Genomic DNA, 24,492 nt, shown 5'->3' on the forward strand with positions numbered 1-24,492 from the left:
GGGTGACTGAGTGGATGCGGGAGGTGAGCAACCCGTTCAATGCCGCCCCGGACACCGGGTCGAGCAGTCCCCCGAGCACCCAGTCCCCGTTGCGCTTGGGCCGGACCGTCACCGAATAGTCCGTACGCGGGGTCTCCTCACAAGGTTTGGCCCCGTCGGGGTCGATATAGGCAAGCATCCGATCGAAGATCCCCCGCAGATCCTTCACCCGCACCTGGGGTGCATAGTCGACGAGGCGTTTCTCCACATCGGCCCGCTGCTCGGCTGACACCCAGGCGGGCAGGTCATCAAGGCAGTCATCGATGGCTTTCGCCTGCCCGGCCGAAAGCACCCCGGCATGGAGGCCATCGGCGACTTCCGGACACAACGGTTGCAGGGCTTGCCCGGTGGTATCGACCCTGCCCCCGAGGTTCTTCGCCAACTCGGCCCGCCGGTTCGCCTCGGTCGGGGTGAGGTTGAGCCGGTCGCGGATGAGGGATTTCGTGTCCTTGGCACCTGTGTCCGTTGGTGTTCCGACACGTTCGTAGACCGACAGGGCCAGGGTGGAAAGCGCCTCGGTGATCCGGGACAGGGCCTCGGTGCCATCGATGAGCAGGAGAGCCTCATCCGGGCCCATGGGCCGGTCGAAGGAGCGCAACCCGGTGCTGAAGTCCATGAGCGTGGTGATGCTGGTCGTGACTTCCGGAGCGAACCCCGACAGGTCCGCCCACGCGGTGTCAGTGAGCAGAGGGTGGCGACTCACCCACCCAGGAGCATCAGCCGTCTCGACGGTGCCTGTGCCGACAGTCTCCGGGGTGTCCGTGGTGGGGGTGTCGACGGGAACCGACGTTTTGAAGTCATCAGGAGACTGCGGGATCGACGAGCCGGACGGGAGGGGCCCAGGGGTGTTGGTTGAGTTCGCGGGAGTCGACGGCACCCGCTGTGACTGGCCATTGCGGGCGGTCGCGGGCAGGTCGCCGGGATGGGCGGTGTCGTCTGGGATCGGGTGTTCGGGGTCCTGTGAGGGAGCATCGCCGGGCCACTCGTCCGTCTCTTCTCCGCCGTTGTCTCGGCGAGGTCCGAAGAGGTCGATATCGGAGTCATCGATCGTGGAGAAGTAGTCGAATGCGGGGTCCTCGGGGACCGGGGTGTTGGTGGTGACGGGGTCGAGGGCGTCGAAGTCGTCGGCGAGGGGGTGTCCGGTGAGGTCGAATCCGGCCTGGGCGAGTTGGTCGCGCAGTGACTGGAGTTCTTCGCTGATCGCCTCGTCACGTGGACCATCAGCCGCGGGTGTCCTGCGGGAGTTCGTCGACGTCTCATCGGGCCCGGGCGCATTCTGCGAGGGAGTCGGAGCGTGGCGCTTCGGCTTCTTCGGGGTGCGGTCCGGGGTGAGAGTCATGGCCTCCTGGTCCATTCATCAACGTCGGTGTTGATGCTCCTAGTATACACCTATTTCGGTGTTTTCAATGGTTTTCTTTGTTTTTTGTTCGACTATTTGACTACTGTTCTATGCGCTTCGAATCCCTTGTCAACTGTTCTTGTTCTCAAGTGTGCTGGGTGTGTGATGGTCTGCGCTTGTGATCTGGGGCGGTCCTCTCATGGCGACCGTTGGTGGCCTCGTCGTGGTGCCTGCGCAGGCGCGTCGAGGGTCTGACAGCGGAGGGGTCGGCACGGCCTGGGTGTGGGTGATCCTACGAGCAGGTGCTGACGCCGGGGCACGGCGCGGCCGCCGCTCAGTCCCGAAGCACACCTGCGCAGTCCCGAAGCACACCCGCGCAGTCCCGAGGCACACCCGCACCGAACCGCCCAGGCCGACACCGCCCGGTCTACGATGAGGAGACGATCGCGCCGCACCGGCGGTGACTTCGGCCGGAAGGGGACGACTGCATGCGACCGATGACCGATCTCGACACCGAAACTCTGCGCGAATACTACCGGAACTTCGCCGGCGTCGAGGCGGCCGGCACCTCCCCGATCTACGTCGACTGGGCGAGCGGTGTCGCCGAGGACGAGGCGGTCCTCCGCCTCCTTCTCGACCTTCCCCGGCCCAAACGCCAGGCGAATCTGCTCTTCGGAGCGGCCAGACACCTCGGCGCCGGTGAAGGCGACTACGCGCAGCTGCGCACGTGGCTGCTCGAGCACTGGGACGAGACCCGCTCGCTCATGCTCGCCCGCTCGACGCAGACGAACGAGGCCGGTCGGTGCGCCGTCCTGCTGCCGGCGTTGGCGCAGATCAACGGGCCTATCTCGCTCATCGAAGTCGGCGCCTCGGCGGGGCTGTGCCTCTATCCCGATCGCTACAGCTACACGTATCGGACCGTCGCCGTCCCCGGGGAGAACGTCTCGATCGCCGACCGGGAGTCAGGTGCTGGAGGGTCAGGCACAGGAGGGTCCGGAGCCGGAGAGTCCGGAGCCGGAGAGTCCGGCGCCAAGGAGTCGGACTCAGCGGAGCACGGCACAGGAGAGCTCGGCACCGTCCGACTCGATCCCGTCGACGGCCCGAGCACCGTCCGACTCGATCCCGTCGACGGCCCGAGCACCGTCGATCTCGAGTGCACGCTCACCGGCACAGCGCCGCCGACTCGCCTCCCCGGGGTCGTCTGGCGCGCGGGGATCGACCTCAACCCTCTCGACGTCACCGACCCCGAGGACCGCGCATGGCTGCGCTCGCTCATCTGGCCCGAGCACACCGTCCGCCGCGACCGCCTCGACGCCGCTGCCGCCATCGCCGCCGCCGACCCGCCGAGGTTGGTCACCGGTGATCTCGTCGCCGGCGTGGAATCGCTCATCGCCGAGGCCCCGGCCGACTCACAGGTCGTCGTGTTCCACAGCGCTGTCCTCGCCTATGTCGACCCACCACACCGAGCCGCCTTCGCCGACCTCATGCGCTCCCGCGACGACGTCGTCTGGGTGAGCAACGAGGGCGAGCGCGTGCTGCCCGAGATCGGCGACCAGCTGCGTGACCTCGGCATCGAGAGTTCCGGCGGCCGCTTCGTCCTCGCCGTCGACGGCATCGCAACCGCCCTCACCGGACCCCACGGGCAGAGCTACGAGAGCCTGCAGAGCTGCGAGGGCCTGAGGACACCACTGCCCCAGGCACCATAGGTATTCCGTGAAACCAGAGCACTTCGGCAACCACGGCATCCGTCGAACGCGAACTGTCCGCCGGACCGTCCCGCGAACCGTCCCGCGAACTGTCCGGCGGACCCTCCGGCACACCCCAATCCGAACAGCCCCACCCCGACCCGGCTCCACCCCGACCCAGCCCGGGCCGATTCAGGCTCACTGCGGAGCAGGCTCCTGGGTCGTATCGATCATCCACGGCACTCCGAACTGGTCGATGCACGCCCCGAATCCCGCCGACCAGAATGTCGGCGCGAACGGCATCTGCACCTCACCGCCCTCGGCGAGGACGTCGAAGATCCGCTTCGCCACCTCCGGATCGGGAGCGGCATAGAAGAGGGCGACCCCGGTCATCGCGTCCCCTGTGCCCGTCGGATCGTCGGCGCCCATGATCCGCGAATCACCGAGGTCGAGCTCGGCGTGCATGACCGAATCCTCGGGTGCGCCGGGCATCCGCGCCTCGGGAGGCGCGTCCTTGGCGAGCGCGATCGTGAGATCACCGCCGAGGATGTCGCGGTAGCGTTCGAACGCGGCGGCGCACTGGCCGCCGCTGATGAAGACGTGGGGACTGACCGGCATGGCTTCTCACCTCATGACGTGGACGGATAGACCGCACGACCGGCTCCGTTGCCGGTCGTCGTGACTCAAGTATGCCCCGACCGTCCCGCCGGGGACAGACGTTCCCGCCGGCGACAGCGATTCCCGCACCGCGTCCCCACCGCGCCCACCCCGTCGACGACAGAGGCTCACGCCCACGCGACGACGAGGCGGGCCGCCTCGGCGGGGATCGTCGGATCGACCCCGGTCACCTCGGCGAATCGCCGCAGCCGGTTGGCGACGGTGTTGCGATGGCAGTAGAGCACGGCAGCCGTCCGTCCGATGCTCCCGGTCTCGAGGTACGCCCCGGTCGCCTCGACGAGGCGCTCCCGCTCCGCCGTCCCGCACGCGGCGAGGGCCTCGTCGATGTCGCCGCCGACGGTCTTCCCCGTCGCATTGAGAGCCTGCGCCGCGAGCCTGGCCCACCCCCGACTCCACGTCATCGCTCCCGTCTCACCTGGGGTGATGGCCTGCGCGAGATCCCTGGCGGTGAGCGCGAGGCGACGCAGGGACGCGATCCCGGCGGCCGTGACCAACCCGACCCTCGCATCGGCGAGGCGGGCGTCGATCCCCGTCCGCCGCACCCCTGCCGCGGATGCGAAAGCGATGAGGACCCCGCCGAGGTGGTGGGTGAACATCGTCCCGCCCGTGCTCTCGTGTGCGGAGACGAGGACGCGCAGGTCCGGGGTGTCCTCCTCGCGGGAGGCGGCGACGATGAGCTCCTCGGTCGGATCGATCCCCAGCGCCGAGGCGATTGTGGCCAACCGCTCGTCCGTGGGGTTCACGTCCTGGAAGAGCGAGGCGATGTAGCCCTGGCGGACCGAGGACTCCTCGGCGCGCATCCGCTGCAGCTCGGCCGTGTAGGCCCGCTGGACCTGGAGGACGTACTCGTCGACGGTGCTGAGCACGTCACCGGTGTGGCGGATGACGAGTTCGGCGTCGTCCCGGGTGGCGACGCGGGTGAGCGCCTCCCAGAGCACGGTGAAATCGTGGCGGATCGCCGTCATCAGCGCCTCGAGCGGGATGCCCGCTCGGGCGCGGGAGACGCCGACCTCGGTCGAAACGGCAACGACCCCGTCGAAGCCGCCGGCGCGCAGACCGTCGATGAGGGTGGTGAACGAGTTCCTGCCGGTGCGGCGCAGTTCGGAGACGGGGATCGGCGCGGGGTCGTAGCCTGGGACGGTGACGACGCGGTCCATGAAGGACTCGGTGAGCTCGTCGAGGTCGAGGGCGTCGAGGAGTTCGAACCACCGCTGCCGATCGCCGGGCAGCGGCCGATCATGGAGGCGGCCGTCGTTCGCACTCATGTCGTCAGTGTATGTGCATATGCACAATCCCGACCGGGACAATTGCGGCAATTCTCCGTGGAGACCGAGCGATCTCACTCGGTAATGTTCTGAGTCACACGGTCGTCCGCCCCGACCCGCTCAGACGGACGCCCGACTCGCCCAGCCGAACGCCCGACCCACGCAGGCGGACGCCCGACCCCGCAGTCGCAGAACCGCCCACGCAATCGACGGAGATCACGCATGAGCAACGACCCCACCACCTCGGCGATCGAATACGACGCGACGCAGGAACTCAGCGTCAAGGACGCGAACAAGGTCGCCGCCGGGGCACTCATCGGCACCGCGCTCGAATGGTATGACTTCTTCCTCTTCAGCGCCGCCGCCGCGCTGATCTTCAACGTCCAGTACTTCACCTCGGAAAACGCCACCGCCGCAGCCCTCGCGTCGTTCGCGACCTTCGGCGTCGGCCTGGCCGCCCGCCCCATCGGCGGCATCATCTTCGGTCGGATGGGTGACAGGATCGGACGTCGTCGGGTCCTCATGATCACGATCGTCGGCATCGGCATCGTCACCGGCCTCATCGGCATGCTCCCGACGTACGCGGCGATCGGGTTCGCCGCCCCGGTCCTCCTCGTCCTCCTGCGCATCGCGCAGGGTCTCTTCGTCGGCGGCGAATGGTCGGGGGCGATGACGCTCGTCGTCGAGAACGCCCCGCTCCACCTGCGCGCCCGCTACGCCGCGATCCCGCAGATCGGCTCGCCGATCGGCACGATCCTCTCCTCGGGCGGCTTCTTCGTCATGACCCTGCTCCTCTCACAGGAGAACTTCAACTCGTGGGGCTGGCGGATCCCGTTCCTCGTCGCCATCCCACTCCTCCTCGTCGCCGTCTACATCCGCAGCCGCCTCGAGGAGTCCCCGGTCTTCCGCCAGCTCGAGGAGTCCGGTGAGGTCGAGAAGAGCCCGATCTCGACGACTCTCAAGCGCAGCTGGAAGCAGATCATCGTCGGCATGGCGGCAGCACTCCTCGGCGTCGGCGGCTTCTATCTCGTCACCGCCTTCTGCGTCTACTACGGCGTGAACATCCTCGGCTACGACGACTCGCTCCTCCTGCTCGGCAGCATGGTCGCCGCCGCGGTCGAGATCCTCATCCTCATCTGGGGAGGGATGCTCGGGGCGAAGTACGGCGCGAGCAGGGTCATCCTCTGGGGCGGCATCGCCTCGGCGGTCATCGCGGTCCCCGCGTTCCTCCTCTTCGAGTCCGGACAGCCGGTCCTCATCGTCATCGCCATGACGATCGCCGTCGGAGCGCTCTCCCTGCCGTATGCGGCCTCGGGCACGGTGCTCACCGGGCTCTTCCCCCCGACGACCCGCTACACCGGGGTGGGCATGGCGCAGAACGCCGCGGGCATGCTCTCGGGCTTCATCCCGCTGCTCGCGACCGGGTTCGTCGTCTCGGCGAACGACCATTGGTGGCCGGCCGCGGCGATGCTCATCTTCCTCTCCCTCTTCACGGCGTTCGCCGGAGCGATCGCGCCGAGGCTGAGCGTCGACCTCCCCGGCTTCAAGCACTGAGCACTCGGCTCCCGCACGGAAAGTCCACACGATGAACGAGAACCCCAGCACCCCGACCCAGGCCACCCGCGACGCCGACTTCCTCGCCGACTGGGCCGTCCACTCCCGCTTCGGCGCGGTCGAGGGGACCAACGGGGTCGATCGGCAGGCCGCGAGCGAGGCCGACGGGCAGCAGCGGACGTGGTTCGCCCGGCTCCTCGAGGACCACGGGTTCACCGTCGAACGGGACGCGATCGGCAATCAGTTCGGACTGCTCGAGCTCGTCCCCGGCGCCCCGTACGTCCTCACCGGATCGCACATGGACTCGCAGCCGACGGCCGGTCGCTTCGACGGCGCGTACGGCGTGATGGCGAGCGCGCACGCGTGCTTCGCGATCGCCGATGAACTCCGCGCCGACCCCTCGCAGGCGCGGTTCAACCTCGCCGTCGTCAACTGGTTCAACGAGGAGGGCTCACGGTTCAAGCCCTCGATGATGGGCAGCAACGTCTTCACCGGCAAGGCCGACCTCGAGGCGGCGCTCGCGACGACCGACCCGCACGGGGTCACCGTCGCCGAGGCGCTCGATGCGATCGGCGAACGCGGTGACTTCACCGCCCCGGAAATCGCCTCGTACGCCGAGATCCACGTCCAGCAGGGGCGGAGCATGGAGGAGGACGGCGTGACGATCGGGCTGGTCGATGCGACGTGGGCCGCGCACAAGTTCGAGTTCCGCGTCCACGGCGCGCAGGCCCACAGCGGGTCGACTCTCATGACCGATCGGCGCGATGCCCTGCTCGGCGCAGCGCGACTCGTCGTCGCCGCACGCGAGCTCGTCGACGAGTTCGAACCCGGAGCGCTGCACACCGCGTGCGGTGAGCTCAACGTCTACCCGAATTCGCCGGTCGTCGTCGCGAGCGAGGTCGAGCTCCTCCTCGACCTCCGCTCCCCCAGCGCCGAGGTGATCGCCGCCGCCCACGCCTCGCTCATGGACACGGTCGCGAAGATCTCCGAGGAGGTCGGGGTCGACATCGAGATCACCGCCGAGCACAGCTGGGATCAGAACCCCTACGGCGAGGACGGCGTCGAGCTCGCCCGCGCGGTCGCCGATGACCTCGGGCTCACCTCGGCGACGGTGATGACGGTGGCCGGGCACGACTCGACGAATCTCAAGGACACGGTGCCCACGGTCATGCTCTTCGTACCGAGCGTCGCCGGGATCTCGCACAACCTCGAGGAGTTCACGAAGGACGAGGACCTCCTCTCCGGTCTCCATCACCTCACCGAGGTGGTCCGGCGGTTGGCAGGCGGTGCGCTTGCGGGGTGAGGGGTGCGCACGGGGCGGATCGCGAATCGGTCATCGCTCGGTTCCGATCCACATGGCATGGATCGATCCAGCGCGGTGGGATCGAAACCGAGCGGTTGCCGGCGGTCAGCGTCCCGGCGGGTTCGCGCCGACGCTCCTCAGTCGTCCCAGGGGTTGAGCAGGGCGACGCCGGTGCGTTCGAAGTCAGCGGTGTTCCGCGTGACGAGCGTGAGCGAATGCGCGATCGCCGTCGCCGCGATGAGACCGTCCGTGTCCGGCATGGGGTCGGGGACATGAAGCTGCGACGGCCGCAGCGCCACTGCTTCGTCGACCGGGAGGATCCTCCCGGTGAACGCTTCCCGCACCTGATCGTCGAACCAGCGTCGGAGCACGACCCCGGCTCGGGGGTCTCTGCGCTCCTTGAGCCGGATTCCGAGGTCGATCTCGAGGAGGGTGATCGCGCTGATTGCGAGGTCGCGCAGTCGCTGCGTCCTCACCCACTCGGCGGCCGGTGAGCGGCCTCCGCGGCGCGCATCGCTGACGATGTTCGTGTCGAGAAGGAACCTCACAGCGTCGGAATCCGCAGCGACGACCCCGAGCGCGGCGGAAGCTCCAGCTCGACATCGTCGCCCTCGATGACGAGCCGATCACCCATGAGTTCGTCGGAGTCGACGAGTGCGTCGTAGTCCTCCGCAGTGAGCAGCACATGTGAGCGTCGCCCGTGGTCGGTGATGGTGACCGGGCCGTCCTTTGCCGCACGCTTCGCCGCAGACACGTCTCGATTGAATTCCCGACTCGACATCGTCGTCATCGCAACCCCTCCGGCTTGTGCCTACTGTCACTACATTCTACCGGCGCTGATGCGGGGGCGCATCAATATCGCCAACGTGAAGTCCCTGCGCAGCGGACTTGTCCGTCGCGCTCGGACATCTGGTCAGCGGCCCTGACTGCACCGCGGACCGCCCGCCGCTTTCGAGCACGTCCTACCGCACGACCTCGCGGTGCGAACCGTCGAGTCGCCTCGTCCACCCGCGGGAGTCGAGGTGCTCGAGCAGGGGGATGACGACGCGCCGCGTCGTCCCCAGCGCCCGCCTGGCCTGACTCGTCGTGAACGGCTGATCGAGTCCCGCGAGCAGTCGCATCGCCTGCGCCGGGGTCCGCGGGGAGACGACGACACCGTCGCCGAGGCGCAGCACCCTCCCCGCCTTCTCGGCGACCGCGAGCTCCCGCGCTCCCAGGCACAGCGCCCGCAGATCATCGGCCTCGGGGGCATCGAAGGGATTGGCCTTGAGGCGTTGTTCGACCTTGGCGACACCCGCCTCCGCAGGGCCGAGATCCGCGCGGTGACCGGGTGGGCGGACCACGCCGTCGGCCGCCTCGAGACCGGCTCGTCGGATCACCTCGGCGACGAGCGCGCCGATCCCGGTTCCGCTGCCTGGGGACGCGGCCGGCTGGGCCCCAGCACTCGGCAGCGGCGGATCGACCCGACGCAGGGCCTCGACGACGGCTTTGACCGGCACGCCCGGGGCCATCGGCTGTGCGGCGAGCTGCTTCGCCACCACTTCCTTGGCCGCCGTCACCCACGCCTGGAGCGTCGGAGCGTGCACGAGCCAGGCACCCAGCGCCTCGACGCCTGAGGGCAGCGCCTCGGGCACCGTCAGACCGAACCGCACGAGGACCACGCGTTCGACGGCTCCCCGCCGGGCCACCTCGGCGAGGACGTCCCCGGTCACCGGCCGCGATGCCAACGCAGCGGCCCGCCGCGCCCCGTCGCCGCGTCGTCCCAGCTCAGGCGGGTCGACGTCGAGGACGACGACGCCGGCGAAGACGTTGCGGCTGCCGGGGTTGCGCAGCACCATGCGGTCGCCGAGCTGCAGCGGCAGCGGGCGCTCGAGGGTGAGTCTGGCGTGCTCGGCGTCGAAGGGGCGCAGACGCACGGGCACGGCGGCGGTGCCGATGTGGAGCATGAGCTCGTGGACGCCGTCGTCGAGCGCCTCACCCATCGTCCGGCGCACGTCGAGCACCTCGACGATCGGCCACGCATCGGGCGTGATGAGGGCGTCACCTCGGTGGATGTCGTCGACGGGGACGTCGCGGACGTTGACGGCGACGCGCGCGGCGGGGGTGACGACCTCGGCGGAGGATTCCCTGCTCTGCATCCCGCGGATCCCGGTGACGAGGTCGACGGACTCGCCGACGACGCGCACCCGGTCGCCTGCGCGCAGGGTTCCCGCAGTGAGCGTGCCGGTGACGACGGTGCCCGCCCCGGTGATCGAGAACGCCCGGTCGATCCACAGCCGCACGCGCGCGTCCGCGTCCGGAGCGGGGGCGGCGGCGGTGACCTCGTCGAGGCGGGCGATGAGTTCGTCCATGCCCTGCCCCGTCGTCGCCGAGACCGTGACGATCGGCGCATCGGCGAGCGTCGTCCCCCGCAACTCGGCCCTCACCTGGGCTTCCGTCTCCGTGACGGTGTCCGGCGCGAGGTCGGCGCGGGTGACGACGACGAGCCCCCGGTCGATCCCGAGGGCCGCGATCGCGTCCCGATGATCGCTCGACTGGGCCTGCCAGCCCTTGTCCGCGGCGATGACGAAGCAGACGATCGGCGCGGGCCCGACCCCGGCGAGCATGTTCGCGAGGAACCGCTCGTGCCCGGGGACGTCGACGAACGCGAGCTCCCGACCCGAGGGCAGCGTCGTCCACGCGAACCCGAGATCGATCGTCAGCCCGCGCCTGCGCTCTTCCTCCCACCGGTCCGGTTCCATCCCGGTCAGGGCTTTGACCAGGGTCGACTTCCCATGATCGACGTGCCCAGCCGTCGCGACGACGAACATCAGGTGCCCTCGCCGAGGCGGTCGTTCGTGACCGTCTGCGTCGCGGTTTCCGTGATGCCGGGTCCGCCCTGACCGCGGTCAGCCGCTGCGCCGGTCCCGCCGAGGCGGTCGGCGGCCGCCCGGATCGCATCGGCGAGCGCATCGTCGGAGGTTTCGGGCACGCACCGGAGGTCGACGAGGCACACACCCTGGTGGACGCGGGCGACGACGGCCGGGTCGCCGAGGCGCAGCGGTTCGGCGAACTCCTCGGGCAGTTCGAGCGCCCACCCGGGCAGCGGAACGCCGGGAGCACCCCCACCGCCGACGCGACCCTCGTGGACGACCACGGTTCCGCCGACCGCCTCGGCGAGGCGATCCGTGCGTCTGCGCAGGTCAACCGGGTCGAGGTGGAGGGCGTCATGAACCGGGTTCGAGGCTCCTGCGATCGTCGCCTCTATCGCCGCAAGCGTGAGCTTGTCGGTGCGCATCGCGCGGGCGAGCGGGTGCCTCGCGATCCGCTCGACGGCCCCGGTCCGGCCGAGGATGAGGCCGGCCTGCGGTCCGCCGAGGAGTTTGTCGCCGGAGACGATGACGACGTCAGCCCCGTCCCGGAGGGCCGTGTCGATGTCGGGTTCGTTCGGCAGAACCGGGTCGGGGGTGAGGAGCCCGCTGCCGAGGTCGGCGATGAGCGGCAGCCCGTGTTCGTCGGCGAGGCCGCGCAGCTCGGGCAGGCTCGCCTCGGCGGTGAAGCCGTCGACGCGGAAGTTGCTCGTGTGGACCTTGAGCAGGCTCGCGGTCGCCGGGCCGATGGCCGCGGCATAGTCGGCCAGGTGCGTCCGGTTCGTCGTGCCGACCTCGCGGAGGCGAGCGCCGGTGGTGACCATGAGGTCGGGCAGACGGAAGCCGGCCCCGATCTCGACGAGCTCCCCGCGGCTGACGACGATCTCATCCGGGACGGTGGTTCCCGGACCGGACCGGCCCGGCGAGGTCGAATCCGCAGCGTCCCCACTGCCCCGGAGCGCTGTCACGGCGAGGAGCAGGGCGGCGGCGCCGTTGTTGACGACGAGCGCGTCCTCGGCGGCGGGGCAGGCGCGCAGCAGCGCCGCCTTCGCCCCGACTCCGCGCTTGCTCCGCTTGCCGGATTCGAGGTCCATCTCGACGTCGACGTAGCCGGCGGCATCGCTGACGGCCTGCTGCGCCGCAGGTGAGAGCGGTGCGCGACCGAGGTTCGTGTGGACGATGATGCCGGTCGCGTTGAGCACGGGGGTGAGCGAGGAGGTCGAACGCGTGGTCACGGCCGCGATGACGGTGGGGGTCACCTCGGCGACGGGAAGCTTCCCTGACCGGGCGGAGTCCTGGGCATCGGCGATGAGGGCACGGATCGTCGCCTCGCCGAGGCGGTCGCGGGCGGCGGCGACCTCAGGCAGGGCGAGGAGATGATCGGTGCGCGGAATGCTCCGGCGGGGGTCGGCCTCGACCATGGCTGCCTCCTCCTCTGTGCCGACGCGCATACGCTCACGTCCCGTGCCGGCAAGCATCCTTGCCGGCGATGTCTGTGGCGGAGGCGGACGGGAATCGAACCCGCCAGACCGAGATGCTCGGTCTCACCGGTTTTGAAGACCGGGGGGCCCACCAGGACGCCAGACGCCTCCGGAACGAACTCTACCGGGTACCGCGGACATGGTGATCCACTGCGGTCGGACCCCATCCCGCAAGGGGCGTTGACTGAGGTGAGCGGCGGCAATAGCGTGGACCCCACGGTCGACCTCCCCGACCGACCCCGTCCAGCGTCCCTCCCACAAGGCAGGAAGCATGCGAGCAGAGCTCTTCGTCCCTCCCGTCGCCTTCCACGCCGAAGGTCCCGTGTGGTGGCCCGACGACGGTTCACCGGTCGCGAACACACTGCGCTACGTCGACATGCTCGCCGGACGGATCCTCACCGTGCGACCCGAAGCGCTGACCGCCGACGTCAGCGGCACTTCCGCCGGGTCAGCTCTCACACCGGTGGCCCCCGACATGGTCGACGCGCTCGACGTTCCCGGCCCGGTCGCCGGATGCCTGCGCCCCCGCGTCGCCGGCGGCGTCGCCGTCCTCACCGAGCACGGACTCAGTGTCTCCGACGATCCCGCCGGCGGGGCATGGACGGAGATCGCCGAGGTGGTCACCGACCCCGACGTCCGCTTCAACGACGGCGGGTGCGACCCGGCCGGTCGATTCCTCGCCGGCACGATGCGCTACGACCAGGGCAAGGGCGGCGGCGCCCTCTATCGGATCACCGGCGACGGCGCGGTGAGCACGGTCTTCGACGACGTCACCATCTCCAACGGCATCGCGTGGACCTCGGATGAGCGCCGCGCCTTCTACAACGACACCCCCACCCGCAGCACCTGGGTCCTCGACTGGGACGAGTCGGCGGGACTGACGAACCCGCGTCGCGTGTTCACCCTCGACGACGATGACCCGGCCGGCGGACCGGACGGACTCTGCGTCGACACCGAGGACAATGTGTGGACGGCGATCTACGGCGGCTCCCGCGTCGAGTGCCGCGACGCCGAGGGCACCCTCCTCGAGGTGGTCGACCTGCCCGTCACCAATGTCACCGCCTGCACCTTCGGCGGACCGGATCTGCGCACCCTCTTCATCACGACGACCCAGGAGAACGCCGAGCCGGGCACCCAACCGGGCGCAGGAGGCGTCTTCGCCGTCGCCCCCGGCGCCACCGGGGTCCCCGCAGCACCGTTCGACGGGTGAGCGACGCCGCCTGACGAGCCGACCGAGCAGGCGACACCCACTCACGACCCACGCGACACCCACCCACGACCCCGAACCCGACCACGAAGGACCCCGATGAGAGCACTCACCGTCACCCCCGGCACCGCTGACTCGCTCGCCGTCACCGACATGCCCACGCCCGAGCCCGCCGCCGACGAACTCCTCGTCACCGGCCTGGCGATCGGGGTGTGCGGCACTGACCGCGAGCTCAACGGCGGGCAGTACGGGTGGGCGCCTCCGGGTGAGGAACTGCTCATCATCGGCCACGAGTCCCTCGGCCGCGTCGAAGCCGCCCCGGAGGGATCGGCCTTCGCCCCGGGCGACCTCATCGCCGGGGTCGTCCGGCGCCCCGACCCCGTGCCGTGCCCGGCGTGCGCGCACGGCGAGTTCGACATGTGCCGCAACGGTGAGTACACCGAACGCGGGATCAAGGAGCTGCCGGGATTCGGGTCCGAGCAGTGGGTCGTCAAGCAGGACTTCTCCGTCAAGCTCGACCCGAGCCTCGGGCGCACAGGGGTGCTCATGGAGCCGACCTCGGTCGTCGCGAAGGCCTGGGATCAGGTCTTCCGCGTCGGCGAGCGCGCGTTCTTCGACCCGGCGTCCGTCGTCATCGTCGGCGGCGGGACGATCGGGCTGCTCGCGGCCCTCCTCGGCCGGCAGCGCGGGCTCGACGTCCATCTCTACAACGCCACCCAGCGGGACAACAAGGAGGAGCTCGTCGACCGCCTCGGCGGGCAGTTCCACTCCGGGGATCTCCCCGGCGTCCTCGCCGAGGTGAAGCCCGACATCGTCCTCGACACGACCGGGGACTCGGCGACCCTCGCCGACATCCTCGAGGCTGTCACCCCCTACCAGGTCGTCTGCCTCCTCGGCATGCACGATCCGCAGGAGCCCACCGGACTCGACCTCGCGAGCATCGGCAAGACGATCGTCCTCGACAACGTCGCAATCGTCGGATCCGTCAACGCCAACGTCGACCACTGGAAGCAGGCAGCCGCGGCGCTCGCCGCCGCGGACGAGGAGTGGCTGACCTCCCTGCTCTCCCGCACGGTTCCCCTCTCCCAGGCGCTCGAGGCCTTCGAACATCACCCCGGCGACATCAAGGTCGTCATCGACCTCCAGGAATGACGATGGCGGCCGCGGCGAAGGAGAGAGCTCCCGGATCCCTGGCGCTGCGGTCGCTCTACGCGCTCGCCGGAGTCGTCCTCATCGGCCTCGGCGCCGCGATCCTCCAGACCGGAGGGGTCGGTGTCGACCCGTACACGGCGCTCAACATCGGCATCAGTGAGCGGATCGGATGGTCGCTCGGGGCATATCAGCTGTTGAGCAACGCGATCCTCTTCATTCCCGTGCTCATCTTCGCCCGCCGCTACATCGGCGTCGGCACGGTCATCAACATGACGCTGACCGGGTTCTTCATCGACCTCTTCGCCGGTCTCCTCGCTCCGCTCACCGTCGCACCGGGCGATCACGGGGGTGCGACGATGTTCTTCGCGATCGGCATCGTCGTCTTCGCGTTCGGTGCCAGCGGATACATCTCCGCCGGGGTCGGGACCGCGCCCTACGATGCGATCGCCCCGATCATCGTCGACCGCACCGGGTGGAAGTACCAGCGGGTGCGCGTCCCGCAGGACCTCATCGTCCTCGTCGGCGCAATCCTCGTCTCCGGTCCCGTCGGGGTCGGCACGATCATGACCGCGTTCTTCTGCGGCCCGCTCATCGCCTTCTTCTCCTCCCGCGTCAACGAACCCCTCGTCGCGCGGCTGACGAAGGGCCGGGCACTGAGCGACTGCCATCCCGAGGCCGGGAACCCGGCCGATCCGACGAAGCTCATCTGATCCCTCCCCCGTTCACATTCCCTCGCCGAGGTGGTGCGGATTTCGCATGCGCCGCCGAGGCGGTGCCGGAGTCCGGTGCCGCGCCTCTCAGTCGATGCCGAGGCGGGCGAAGGCGTTGCGGAAGATCGTCAGGTCCCCGAGACCGGGCAGCTTCTGCACGCGTTTGTCGAGCTTGTCGAGTTCAGCGGTCTGGTTCCGGAAGAGGTGGGTCATGACGTGCTTGACCTCGGCGTCGTCCATCATCCCCGAGCCCACCGGCTTCCACAGCCTCCCGAGCGCCAGTCGCACGATCCTCTGCGCGCGCGGGTTGTCCTCGAGCCGTTCCTTCGCCTGCGTCGAATAGAACGCGACGTGGCGGGTCTCCTGCTTGGCGATGCGCTCGAGCAGCGGCGAGAGCACCGGGTGGTCCTGCATCGCCGCCATCCGACGGTAGCCTGCGGTGGCCGAGAGCTCGTTGGCTGCGCCCCATGCCATGTGGACGGCGATGAAGTCGGAGCCGACCATGTTCGACAGCAGCGACTGCTTCGCCGGACCGAGGGCGAGCTTCCAGCCCAGTCCCGCCCGCTTCGCCTTGATCTCGTCGTAGTCGACGTGGATGCCGTGCTTCTTCAGCACCGCGGCGAGCGCCTCGCCGTGCCAGAACTCCTCCCGGTTCCACATCGTCATGAACGCCGCCGGCGCGTCCTCCCGGTGCGAGGGGGTGACGAGGAGCTCCCGGACGAAGCACGTCGTGTGGTACTCGACGTCGCACATGTAGCGGACCGTGCGCAGGGTGTCCGCATCCAACGGCATCTCGTCGAAGACGTCGAAGTCGAGGTCCGACCATCTCACCGCCTCGGACGTCTCGGCATAGGTGTCGAAGTCAAAGGCCATTCTCACTCCTGTCTCGAACCGGTCGCCTGCGGGTGGGCCGCAGGCGATTGCCCGCGGTGCCTGGCCGTCCGTCCCTGGTCACCCTCGGTCGGCCTGGACTACCCGGCCGTCGGCGCGCGGTGCGCAGCGCCGCCCGGACCTCGTCCGCCGACGGCCGAGGGTTCCCGGTCAGCAGCTGTCCGATCACCGCATCGGAGGCGGTGAGCGCCCGCCGGTCGAAGCCCTCGGCGAAGAGGCTCGCGAGTGCCGCCGCCTCGTCGGGCTCGGGCACACCGACGACGCGCAGCGGCGCCCAGGGCCAGCCGAGGTGGATCCGGGCGAGGACGGCTTCGCGCCGTGACCGGGTGATGCGGGCGATCGCCTCGGTGCGGAAGAACCGCACGATCTCCTCGCGACGCTCGACCACCTCGGCGAGGACACGGCGGGCCTCCCCGTTCAGCCGCGGAAGCAGGGCGGCCTCCGCGACCTGGAGGGCGCCCTCCTGGACGGCGAGCCGGGCCATGTGGCCGGCGGTGACGGGCTCCCTGACGACGCCCCCGACGATGGGAGCGACGATCGGCAGCGCACGCTCGACCCAGACCTCGCGCAGCCTGGTCGACGGCGAGCGCGAAGGGGTTGGGACGGAAGCTGTCCGACCGGCATCGAGGACGTCCCGCAGCGCTTTGGCCAGCCAGTATCGCTCATATCCCCACGCGGTGACGAAGGCGGTGATCCGGGCTTCGTTCGCCGTCCATGAGGCCAGCAGCGCCCGGGTCTCGGCGAGCGCAGAGTTCTCCAAGCGCCAGAGGAATCCCAGGTCACGGGCCGCCTCGGCGGGCAGATCGATGCGCTCACGGTCGACGGGGATGCGACCCCGCGCCTGCTCGAGGTAGCCGGGGACGTCGAAGTCGGTGACGAGGACCGTCGGATGGTCCGCGTCGGAGAACAGGCGTCCGTCGACGTGACCCGGCGGATGCTCGACGTCGACCGCACTCCGGCTTCCCTGCATCACCATTCGAGCACCTTCCATCGCTTCTTCAGGGCATGTCCGTAGAGGCCGAGGTCGGGGGTGACGGCGATCGGCTCGCCGACGAGCTCGAGCCACGCGGCATCGGCGAAGGAATCGCCGTAGCCGGTCGATTTCGCGAGGTCGGCGCCGACGCCGCTCGCGTACTTCCGCAGCCAGTTCGCGCGGGCTTCGTCGACGAGCGGCGGAGTCGCGAGGTACCCGGAGAGCACGCCGTCCGAGGTGACGTCCATGCGGGTGGCGACGACCTCGTCGAAGAGGTCGGCGAGCGGTTCGACGAGGACTTCGAGGGCACCGGTGACGAGCACGGTGCGGTGTCCGGCCGCGCGGTGCTCGTCGATGAGGGTGCGGGCCTGCGGGCGGATCGAGTCGCGGATCCGCTCCCCGAGGCTGCCCGCGATGACCGCGCGCAGCTCGTCGATGTGGAACCCCCGGTACCGGCGGTTGACCATGCGGATGAGCTCGGAGCGGTCACGGGATTCGGCGCGCAGGAGCCCGGGGACGATCCCGGCGATGCCGGCGAGCGCTCCCGGCCAGCGGTGGGGAGGCTGGGTGGCGCGGACGACAGCCGCGTACTGCCGGACGATGTTCGTCGAGATCACCGTGCCGTCGAGGTCGAACACGGCGAGCGCATCGCCGGCAGGCAGCAGCCCCGCCGAGGTGGTGCGGTCCTGCCTCGTGCGCGCCCGGGTGCGGGCGTAGGTGCGGGTGAGTTCGGTGATGGCGGGCAGGTGGATGTCCTTGAAGTACCGGTCCCACTCGATGTCGGTGACGTCGAACCCCCGCTCGGGCGCAGTGTCCGCGGGCAGTCGTTCGTGGAGTCGGCGGGTGGCAGCGTCGTCGAAGACCATCTCGGTCTTCGTGTACTGCCGGTAGAGGTCGGCGAACTGGCGCAGAGACCGCAGCCCCGCATCGACGCGGCTCAGATGCGAGACCCACCCGCGGGTTCGCCGGGACGACGGCAGCCGGTCGACGACGGCCCGCCCGAGACGTGAGCTCAGTTCCTTGAGGCGGATGCGCTGTTCGATGAGCTCGGAACTCGGGAAGCTCCATTCGGGAACCGGGGTCGGTTCGCCCTCGGGGTCGGGGATCGGGCGGTCGAGGAAGTACTCGCGCACCGTGCTCACCATCTGGTGGAACGGCAGGGGATTCGACGTGCCGGACACGACATGGAAGTACCGTGCCCCCGCCTCGGCGGCGGTGGATTCGTCCTCTGCGGCGAGCGCGAGGATGACGTTGACGACGAAGTCGACGGGGATGATGTCGAGGACGGAGTCCGCGTGGCCGGGGAACTCGGTCAGCCCGCCGTTCGCATAGGCCATGATGAGCGGGTCGGCGACTTTGAAGCCGTCGATCCAGCCGGGGTGGGGCAGGCGGAGCGCGGATTCGATGATCGAGGGCCGGACGAAGGAGACCCGGTGGCCCTGGTCGGCCCATTCGGCTTCGGCGACGCGTTCGGCCATCGCCTTCGTCAACGTGTAGACGTCGGTCCAGCCGAGGGATTCGGCGCGGGTGCGGCCGAACTCGACGAGGCGGTCGGCGACGAAGGCCTCCCGCGCCGCCTCGGCGGACGCGGCGACGGCCTTGGGTCCCATCCGGGAACTCTGGGCGCGGGCACTGCGGAGGAAGCGGCGCAGCTGTTCGGGAGCACGGGATTCGGCTTCGACCCGGTCGCGGGCGAGTTCAGCGGCCGCGGACTCGGCGCGGTGGTCGACGTTGTGGCTGAGCCGACGCTCCTGGGCGAGGCCCTTGGAGATGCCGCCGACGTACGCCGTCGAGACGTGGATGACGTGCGGGTCCTGCCCGGTCTCGCGCAGGGCCCGGTAGAGATGCTCTACTCCAGTGACGTTGGTGCGGAACGCCTCGTCGATGGGGGCGTCGAAGGACACCGACGACGCGGAGTGGATGACGACGTCGAAGGCGTGCGGCAGCGGCGGCAGGTCGGTGAGGTCACCCTCGAGGACCTCGACACGCGCCGTGAGAGCATCCCGCACGGCGGCCTCACCGGCCCGTCCGATCCAGGAGCCGAAGACCGGTTTCGCGAGCAGCCGTTCGAGGCGCTGCCTGCCCGACCGGGTGCCCCGGGGACGCACGAGGGCGGTGATGGTGACGTCCGGCCTGCTCTCGAGCAGGGCCTGGAGCACCGCCTGACCGAGGAATCCCGTCACGCCGGTCAGGAGAATGCGGCTGGATGTCATGTGCTGCCTATCGGGTCGCGCGGAAACGGTCTCGGATGCTCATTCGGAGCCGGCGGGGAATCGGATGGGTGGTGCGGTCACCCTCAAGGTCATCGCGGAGTATGACGCAGGTCACTGTATCGTAACAAGCATGCATGTCGCTCTGATCACGGGAGGCACCGCGGGCATCGGTGCCGCGTTCGCCCGGGCCTTCGCCTCTCGCGGCGTCGGACTCGTCCTCGTCGCCCGCGATGAGGGCAGGCTCGAGACCTTCGCGGCCGACCTGCGCTCGACCTTCGGGATCGAGGTCGAGACGCTCATTGCCGACCTCGCCGACCGTGACGACCAGACGCGGGTCGCCGTCCGCATCGAGGACCCCGGAGAGCACCGACCCATCGACATCGTCGTCAACAACGCCGGGTTCTCCGTGCGGGCGAGCCTGCTCGCCACGGACCTCGAGGAGCATGACCGCGGCTTCGAGGTGATGCAGCGGGCGGTGCTCGTCATCGGCGGTGCCGCGGCCCGGGCGATGACCAAGCGCGGACGCGGGTGGATCATCACCGTGTGCTCGGTGAGCTCGGGCCTGACCCAGAACAACTACACCGCGATCAAGGCCTGGGCGCTCAACTACTCGGAGTCGCTCGCGGTCGAGACCGCCGGCACCGGGGTGACCGTGACGGCGCTCGTGCCCGGCTGGGTGCGCACCGAGTTCCATGCCCGCGCCGGCATCGCCGGGACCTCGATCCCCGATGTCCTCTGGCTCGACCCCGACGACCTCGTCGAGGAGTGCCTGCGCGACGTCGCCAGGGGTCGGACCGTGAGCGTACCGCAGCTGCGCTGGAAGGCCATCGTCGCAGGCCTCCGGATCGCCCCCCGGTCGGCGATCCACCGACTCTCGAGTGCTCTCACCTCCCGCCGGAACGAGGAGAGAGACCGCCGTGGCGCCTGATCGCGAGCCCCACGACCGTGCGTACGTGGGGCTTCGCTCGCACGACGTGCGCCATCCGCGCGAGCGGCTTCGTCCGCGCGTGGGGCACCGTACGAGGGACGGGGAGAATTTCCTCGCCGAGGCGGCATCCGGTTCTGGGGTCGGCTCCGAACCCCGGGCGATGAGAGCAGAGAGAACACCCCAGGGTCAGTCGCCCGCAGTCGTGCCGGCGGCGGCACCGACCGAGGTGCCGACGACCCCGCCGTCGCGGGACGCAGCACCCCCACCTCCGCACGCCCCGTCCACGGCGATGTACCGCTCCCGGGCGCGCGCCGCGCTGCGCTTCGTCCTCCAGCGCGTCCTCTTCCGCGGTCTCGTCCGCTCGACGATCACCCCCTCGGCACGGATCGATCCCGAGGTGCGCGGCCTGCGCGGTGGGTTCCTCGTCGTCGCCAACCACACCTCGCACCTCGACGCGCCGCTCATCGCGCAGAGCCTGCCGCGAGGACAGGCGCGTCTGCTCGCCGCCGGGGTCGCCTATGATTACTTCTTCACGGCGTGGCACAAGCGGATGTTCGTCCGACTCCTCTTCAACGCCTTCCCCGTCTACCGGGAGGGCTCCCACGGCAGCTCCGAGACGCCCCGCGCCCTGCTGCGCTCAGGTGTGCCCGTCCTCCTCTTCCCCGAGGGCGGGCGTCAGCAGAACGGGTTCGTCGCCGACTTCAAGGTGGGGGCGATCAAACTCGCCGTCGACACCGGCGCGCCCATCGTCCCGACGGCCGTCGTCGGCGGTTCGGAGGCGATGCCGAAGGGCACGAGCTGGCCGGTGCCCGGCCGCCGGCCGGTGCGCGTCATCGTCGGCGCCCCTGTCCTCGCCCAGCCCGGGGAGTCGCTGCCGGCGCTGACGGCGCGGGTCCAGTGCCGGGTCGAGGAGCTCTTCGACGCCGGGGCCGACGAACTCGGCCTCGCCCGACTCACCCACCGACGTGTCCCTGGCGACGAATCCGGGCGCACCGACCGTGCCCCGCAGCCCGACAAGCAGGGCGCGGCAGAGAAGCAGGCCACAGCCGCCGAGCAGGGCACCACAGATCACACCACCGACGAAGGGACGAGGACGTGAGCGCACCGCTGAGCGTCGACGAGGTCAGGCGACACCGCTGGTGGGGCTGGGGCGCCGACGGCGTCGAGTTCCGCTGGGAGACGAAGCCCGCCTTCGCTGCGATCGCGAAGGAGAAGGTCGGCCTCGACCTGTGGAACGCCCCGCGCCCGCGCATCCCCGACCTCGGCGGGTTCGACGTTCCCGCCTCACGGGTGAGCGAAGATGGCCTCGCCGTCCTCGCCGAGGCGGTGGGGACCGAGAACGTCAGCGTCGACGACGAGCTGCGGGTCATCCACTCCTTCGGGCGCTCCCTGCCCGACCTCTACCGTGTCCGGAACGGGACGATGCCCCGTCTCACCGATGTCGTCGTCCATCCCGGCAGCGAGGAGGAGATCGCCGAGGTGCTCACCGCGGTCCTCGACCACGATCTCGTCCTCATCCCCTACGGAGGCGGCTCGTGCATCTCCGGTTCGGTCACCCCCGACCCCGACGAGGAGCGACCCATCGTGTCGCTCAACCTCGGTCGGATGCGGCGCGTCCTCGAGGTCGACGAGTACTCGGGCCTCGCGCGGGTCGAAGCCGGCGCGTACGGACCCGACCTCGAGGAGCAGCTGGGCGTCCGCGGGTGGACCATGGGGCACTTCCCCGATTCGTTCAGCTATTCGACGCTCGGCGGGTGGGCGGCGACCCGGTCGTCCGGGATGCAGTCGGACAGGTACGGCGACATCGAGGACATCGTGCGCGGGATGCGCGTCGTCCACCCGCGCGGAGTCGTCGTGAGCAAGCCGATCCCCGGCCGGGACTCCGGCCCCTCGGTCCACGAGATGATCCTCGGCAGTGAGGGCCGCCTCGGCGTCATCAGCGAATGCACGGTCCGGATCCACCGGAAGCCGGAGGTGAGGGAGGTCGTCGCCTACCTCTACCCGGATTGGGCGTCCGGGGTCGAGGCGATGCACGACATCGCGCGCTCGGAGGCCAACCCGACGTTCACCCGGCTCTCCGACGGACCCGAGACGCGGTTCAGCCTCGCCATGGTCTCGGAGCCGACGACGGTGAAGTCGAAGCTCACCGCCCGCGGTCAGGACGCTCTCTTCGCCTATCTGCGCTCGCGCGGCTGGGACACGACGGAGGGGATGTGCCTGTCCTACGTCTGCTTCGAGGGCTCGAAGGAGCACGTCGGACGCGAGAAGACCGCGGTCAAGAAGATCGTCGCAGGTCGCGGCGGAATCAGCCTCGGCACCGGGCCGGGCGCGATCTACGACCAGAAGAAGTTCGACACGCCCTACCTGCGCGACTTCCTCCTCAACTACCGGGTCTTCGGCGACGTCTGCGAGACGGGGGTGAGCTGGGCGAACCTCAAGGACATGCATGCGCGCGTGCATGAGCGCTTCGCCCAGGTCCGCGCCGAGATGGGCGGCCCCGGCTTCATGTTCTGTCACATGTCCCACAGCTATCACGGAGGCGCGTGCCTCTACTTCACGTTCGCGATCCCCTACACCGAGGAGGACACCGCGCTCGCGGAGTACCGAATGGTCAAGGAGGCCGTGCAGCAGGAGTTCATCGACTCCGGGGGAGGGCTCTCCCACCACCATGGGGTCGGCACCGAGCATCGTCCGTGGATCGTCGACGACATCACCGAGGCGGGCGCGTTCATGGTCGATTCGCTCTTCCGCGCCACCGATCCCGGACGCAACCTCAACCCCGGGAAGATCGTCGCCGAGGCGGTGCCCAAGGGCCGTACCGACCCCGGGTCCCAGCACAGCCGTGCCGCTGCCGTCGACTGACCCAGTTGACAGCCTATTGCCCCTGGGTGGACGTGAAGTGCCGACGCGTGAAGGCATCGGCAGGCAGGAACGTCTCCAACTGCAGACCCTCAAGGGCGGTGTCGGCTGCAGTCGTGAGCCGGGCGCTGGTGCTGAACAGCTTCAACACCCCTGTCTCCGTTCGCAGTGACATCGTCACCACGGGACCCGCCGGGACCTCCGTGCGGGGTGTTTCCCCGATCAGTTCGCAGATCTCGTCGGCGAGATCCCTCAATCGCACGTCGCACGTGCGCTGTCCCCGCCGCAGCACCTGGTGATAGAGATGAGCAGCCCACTCGGACAGATTCTCCAGGTGCGGGGCCAGGCCGCGAGGGTGAAGGCTGAGACGGACAACATTGACAGGTGGTTCAAGCAGCTCGGGAGCACAGTCGGTCAGCAGGTGAGCGACCGCGTCATTGGCGTCGATGATCGTCCACTGCTCGTCGAGGAGCAGAGCCGGGTACGGTGCGTGCGCATCGAGGAGACCTCGCAGGCCGGTCATCACCACGGACAGAGAGGTGTCGTCAAGGTCCGCCTCTGAGTACTTCGGCGCATAGCCGCCCGCCAGAAACAGCCGATTGCGCTCTCTCAACGGCACATCGAGGTTCTCTGCGAGGAAGTCGATCATCTCCGGAGTGGGTCGGGCACGCCCGGTCTCTACCCGACTCAAGTGGCGGGTCGAGACGCTGGAGAGATTCGACAGCTCCTGCTGACTGAAGCGACGCTGTTCCCGCCACCACCGCAGCATGTCCCCCACCGACTGCGCTTTCGCCACCGTGTTCATGTCGTCAGTGTAGGCATGCGCCGGACTCGTCCTCCATGACCTGTGAAGTCATGGCCAACGCCCTGCAGCGGCGAAAACATGGGTGATGATCCTGCACACCCAACAATCAAGGAGAGCCATCATGCAGCAGATCATCGACGCCTGCATCGCGACCTGGAATTCCGCCCGGGACGACCGGCAGGCACTGCTCGAACGTCACTTCTCTGCTGACCTCAGCTACTGTGATCCCCTGTCCGAGGTGGGAGGGCGCGGAGGAATCGACGCCCTCATCGACAGCACACAGTCCCAGTTCCCGGACTTCGTCTTCACAGCGCTCGGAGATCCGGACGGCCACCACGACCAGGTTCGCTTCCGCTGGGGCCTGGGACCCGAAGGCGCAGAACCCGTGATCATCGGCTTCGACGTCATCATCGTCGATGACCATGGCCGGATCGAGGATGTGCGTGGATTCCTCGACAGGGTGCCAGCTTCGGCCTGAACACCAGAGGACCTCGGCAGGTGCACACGCGGCACCGGTCGGGGTCCTCTCGGACACCCAGACCACCGCAGTCTTCCCCTGCT

Annotated in this window: 21 protein-coding genes and 1 tRNA gene; 10 read left to right on the plus strand and 12 right to left on the minus strand. The window is 69.4% G+C overall.

From position 1 onward, the window contains the following. The coding region (locus EZE58_RS06020; protein WP_240941104.1) for a DUF222 domain-containing protein at window positions 1-1,378 on the minus strand (1,378 nt) is incomplete at its 3' end. A 497-nt stretch (window positions 1,379-1,875) separates the two neighbouring features. Between EZE58_RS06020 and EZE58_RS06025 the strand changes: the two genes are divergently transcribed. After that, on the plus strand, window positions 1,876-3,084 hold the full coding sequence (locus EZE58_RS06025; RefSeq protein ID WP_240941165.1) for a DUF2332 domain-containing protein: 1,209 nt from the start codon (window positions 1,876-1,878) through the stop codon (window positions 3,082-3,084). Between the two features lie 177 nt (window positions 3,085-3,261). Here EZE58_RS06025 and EZE58_RS06030 read toward each other — a convergent pair whose 3' ends face one another. Continuing rightward, entirely contained in the window at window positions 3,262-3,681 is a 420-nt protein-coding gene (locus EZE58_RS06030) for a VOC family protein (protein WP_009376740.1), read from the minus strand. A 167-nt stretch (window positions 3,682-3,848) separates the two neighbouring features. Continuing rightward, window positions 3,849-5,006, minus strand: coding sequence for a helix-turn-helix domain-containing protein (locus tag EZE58_RS06035; protein ID WP_167560084.1), 1,158 nt, complete (start codon window positions 5,004-5,006; stop codon window positions 3,849-3,851). A gap of 222 nt (window positions 5,007-5,228) precedes the next feature. Here EZE58_RS06035 and EZE58_RS06040 point away from each other — a divergent pair, with 222 nt between their 5' ends. Further along, window positions 5,229-6,560, plus strand: a complete 1,332-nt coding sequence (locus tag EZE58_RS06040; protein ID WP_167560086.1) for an MFS transporter — start codon at window positions 5,229-5,231, stop codon at window positions 6,558-6,560. Window positions 6,561-6,591: 31 nt separating this feature from the next. Next, complete coding sequence (locus tag EZE58_RS06045; protein ID WP_167560088.1) at window positions 6,592-7,863, plus strand: M20 family metallo-hydrolase; 1,272 nt, start codon at window positions 6,592-6,594, stop codon at window positions 7,861-7,863. A gap of 137 nt (window positions 7,864-8,000) precedes the next feature. Here EZE58_RS06045 and EZE58_RS06050 read toward each other — a convergent pair whose 3' ends face one another. The 5 genes from EZE58_RS06050 to EZE58_RS06070 all read right to left on the minus strand — a co-directional run bounded on the left by EZE58_RS06050 (window position 8,001) and on the right by EZE58_RS06070 (window position 12,304). Next, window positions 8,001-8,411 carry a type II toxin-antitoxin system VapC family toxin gene (locus tag EZE58_RS06050; RefSeq protein ID WP_167560090.1) on the minus strand — a complete coding sequence of 137 codons (411 nt, stop codon included), beginning with the start codon at window positions 8,409-8,411 and terminating at the stop codon, window positions 8,001-8,003. Continuing rightward, on the minus strand, window positions 8,408-8,653 hold the full coding sequence (locus tag EZE58_RS06055; RefSeq protein ID WP_009376749.1) for a type II toxin-antitoxin system Phd/YefM family antitoxin: 246 nt from the start codon (window positions 8,651-8,653) through the stop codon (window positions 8,408-8,410). Before EZE58_RS06055 ends, EZE58_RS06050 begins: the two co-directional genes overlap by 4 nt. Before the next feature lie 172 nt (window positions 8,654-8,825). Further along, window positions 8,826-10,673, minus strand: a complete 1,848-nt coding sequence (selB, locus tag EZE58_RS06060) for a selenocysteine-specific translation elongation factor (RefSeq protein WP_009376752.1) — start codon at window positions 10,671-10,673, stop codon at window positions 8,826-8,828. After that, window positions 10,673-12,133, minus strand: coding sequence for an L-seryl-tRNA(Sec) selenium transferase (gene selA / locus EZE58_RS06065; RefSeq protein WP_009376769.1), 1,461 nt, complete (start codon window positions 12,131-12,133; stop codon window positions 10,673-10,675). The genes selB and selA overlap by 1 nt, the downstream gene beginning before the upstream one ends. Before the next feature lie 75 nt (window positions 12,134-12,208). Then, window positions 12,209-12,304: transfer RNA gene (locus EZE58_RS06070), tRNA-Sec, on the minus strand. A 160-nt stretch (window positions 12,305-12,464) separates the two neighbouring features. Here EZE58_RS06070 and EZE58_RS06075 point away from each other — a divergent pair. The 3 genes from EZE58_RS06075 (at window position 12,465) to EZE58_RS06085 (ending at window position 15,262) form a co-directional block, all read left to right on the plus strand. After that, window positions 12,465-13,403: an SMP-30/gluconolactonase/LRE family protein gene (locus tag EZE58_RS06075; protein WP_167560091.1), complete on the plus strand. Its 939-nt coding sequence runs from the start codon at window positions 12,465-12,467 to the stop codon at window positions 13,401-13,403. A gap of 96 nt (window positions 13,404-13,499) precedes the next feature. Further along, the gene (locus tag EZE58_RS06080) at window positions 13,500-14,552 is read left to right on the plus strand and encodes a glucose 1-dehydrogenase (RefSeq protein WP_167560092.1); all 1,053 of its coding nucleotides are present in this window, start codon (window positions 13,500-13,502) and stop codon (window positions 14,550-14,552) included. Next, complete coding sequence (locus EZE58_RS06085) at window positions 14,549-15,262, plus strand: hypothetical protein (protein ID WP_063250351.1); 714 nt, start codon at window positions 14,549-14,551, stop codon at window positions 15,260-15,262. The genes EZE58_RS06080 and EZE58_RS06085 overlap by 4 nt, the downstream gene beginning before the upstream one ends. Before the next feature lie 87 nt (window positions 15,263-15,349). Here EZE58_RS06085 and EZE58_RS06090 read toward each other — a convergent pair whose 3' ends face one another. Genes EZE58_RS06090 through EZE58_RS06100 form a run of 3 tightly spaced genes read right to left on the minus strand, consistent with a single transcriptional unit; the run spans window position 15,350 to window position 19,339 of the window. Beyond that, entirely contained in the window at window positions 15,350-16,135 is a 786-nt protein-coding gene (locus EZE58_RS06090; RefSeq protein ID WP_167560094.1) for a ferritin-like domain-containing protein, read from the minus strand. Further along, the gene (locus tag EZE58_RS06095; RefSeq protein WP_167560096.1) at window positions 16,125-17,129 is read right to left on the minus strand and encodes a hypothetical protein; all 1,005 of its coding nucleotides are present in this window, start codon (window positions 17,127-17,129) and stop codon (window positions 16,125-16,127) included. Before EZE58_RS06095 ends, EZE58_RS06090 begins: the two co-directional genes overlap by 11 nt. Further along, complete coding sequence (locus tag EZE58_RS06100) at window positions 17,123-19,339, minus strand: HAD-IB family hydrolase (RefSeq protein ID WP_009376780.1); 2,217 nt, start codon at window positions 19,337-19,339, stop codon at window positions 17,123-17,125. Before EZE58_RS06100 ends, EZE58_RS06095 begins: the two co-directional genes overlap by 7 nt. A 130-nt stretch (window positions 19,340-19,469) precedes the next feature. On the opposite strand from EZE58_RS06100, the gene EZE58_RS06105 reads away from it, so the two are divergent. The 3 genes from EZE58_RS06105 to EZE58_RS06115 all read left to right on the plus strand — a co-directional run bounded on the left by EZE58_RS06105 (window position 19,470) and on the right by EZE58_RS06115 (window position 23,129). Next, the gene (locus tag EZE58_RS06105) at window positions 19,470-20,267 is read left to right on the plus strand and encodes an SDR family NAD(P)-dependent oxidoreductase (protein ID WP_040341360.1); all 798 of its coding nucleotides are present in this window, start codon (window positions 19,470-19,472) and stop codon (window positions 20,265-20,267) included. A gap of 160 nt (window positions 20,268-20,427) precedes the next feature. After that, window positions 20,428-21,366: a lysophospholipid acyltransferase family protein gene (locus EZE58_RS06110; RefSeq protein ID WP_156491177.1), complete on the plus strand. Its 939-nt coding sequence runs from the start codon at window positions 20,428-20,430 to the stop codon at window positions 21,364-21,366. Further along, window positions 21,363-23,129 (plus strand): FAD-binding oxidoreductase, encoded by a 1,767-nt coding sequence (locus EZE58_RS06115; protein ID WP_063250353.1) that lies wholly within the window; start codon window positions 21,363-21,365, stop codon window positions 23,127-23,129. Before EZE58_RS06110 ends, EZE58_RS06115 begins: the two co-directional genes overlap by 4 nt. Window positions 23,130-23,142: 13 nt before the next feature. Here EZE58_RS06115 and EZE58_RS06120 read toward each other — a convergent pair whose 3' ends face one another. After that, window positions 23,143-23,931 (minus strand): helix-turn-helix transcriptional regulator, encoded by a 789-nt coding sequence (locus EZE58_RS06120; protein ID WP_009376784.1) that lies wholly within the window; start codon window positions 23,929-23,931, stop codon window positions 23,143-23,145. A 121-nt stretch (window positions 23,932-24,052) separates the two neighbouring features. On the opposite strand from EZE58_RS06120, the gene EZE58_RS06125 reads away from it, so the two are divergent. After that, complete coding sequence (locus EZE58_RS06125) at window positions 24,053-24,409, plus strand: nuclear transport factor 2 family protein (RefSeq protein ID WP_063250354.1); 357 nt, start codon at window positions 24,053-24,055, stop codon at window positions 24,407-24,409. Window positions 24,410-24,492: the final 83 nt, after the last annotated feature.

It is taken from the genome of Brevibacterium sp. LS14 (assembly GCF_012027885.1).
Lineage (GTDB): Bacteria > Actinomycetota > Actinomycetes > Actinomycetales > Brevibacteriaceae > Brevibacterium > Brevibacterium casei.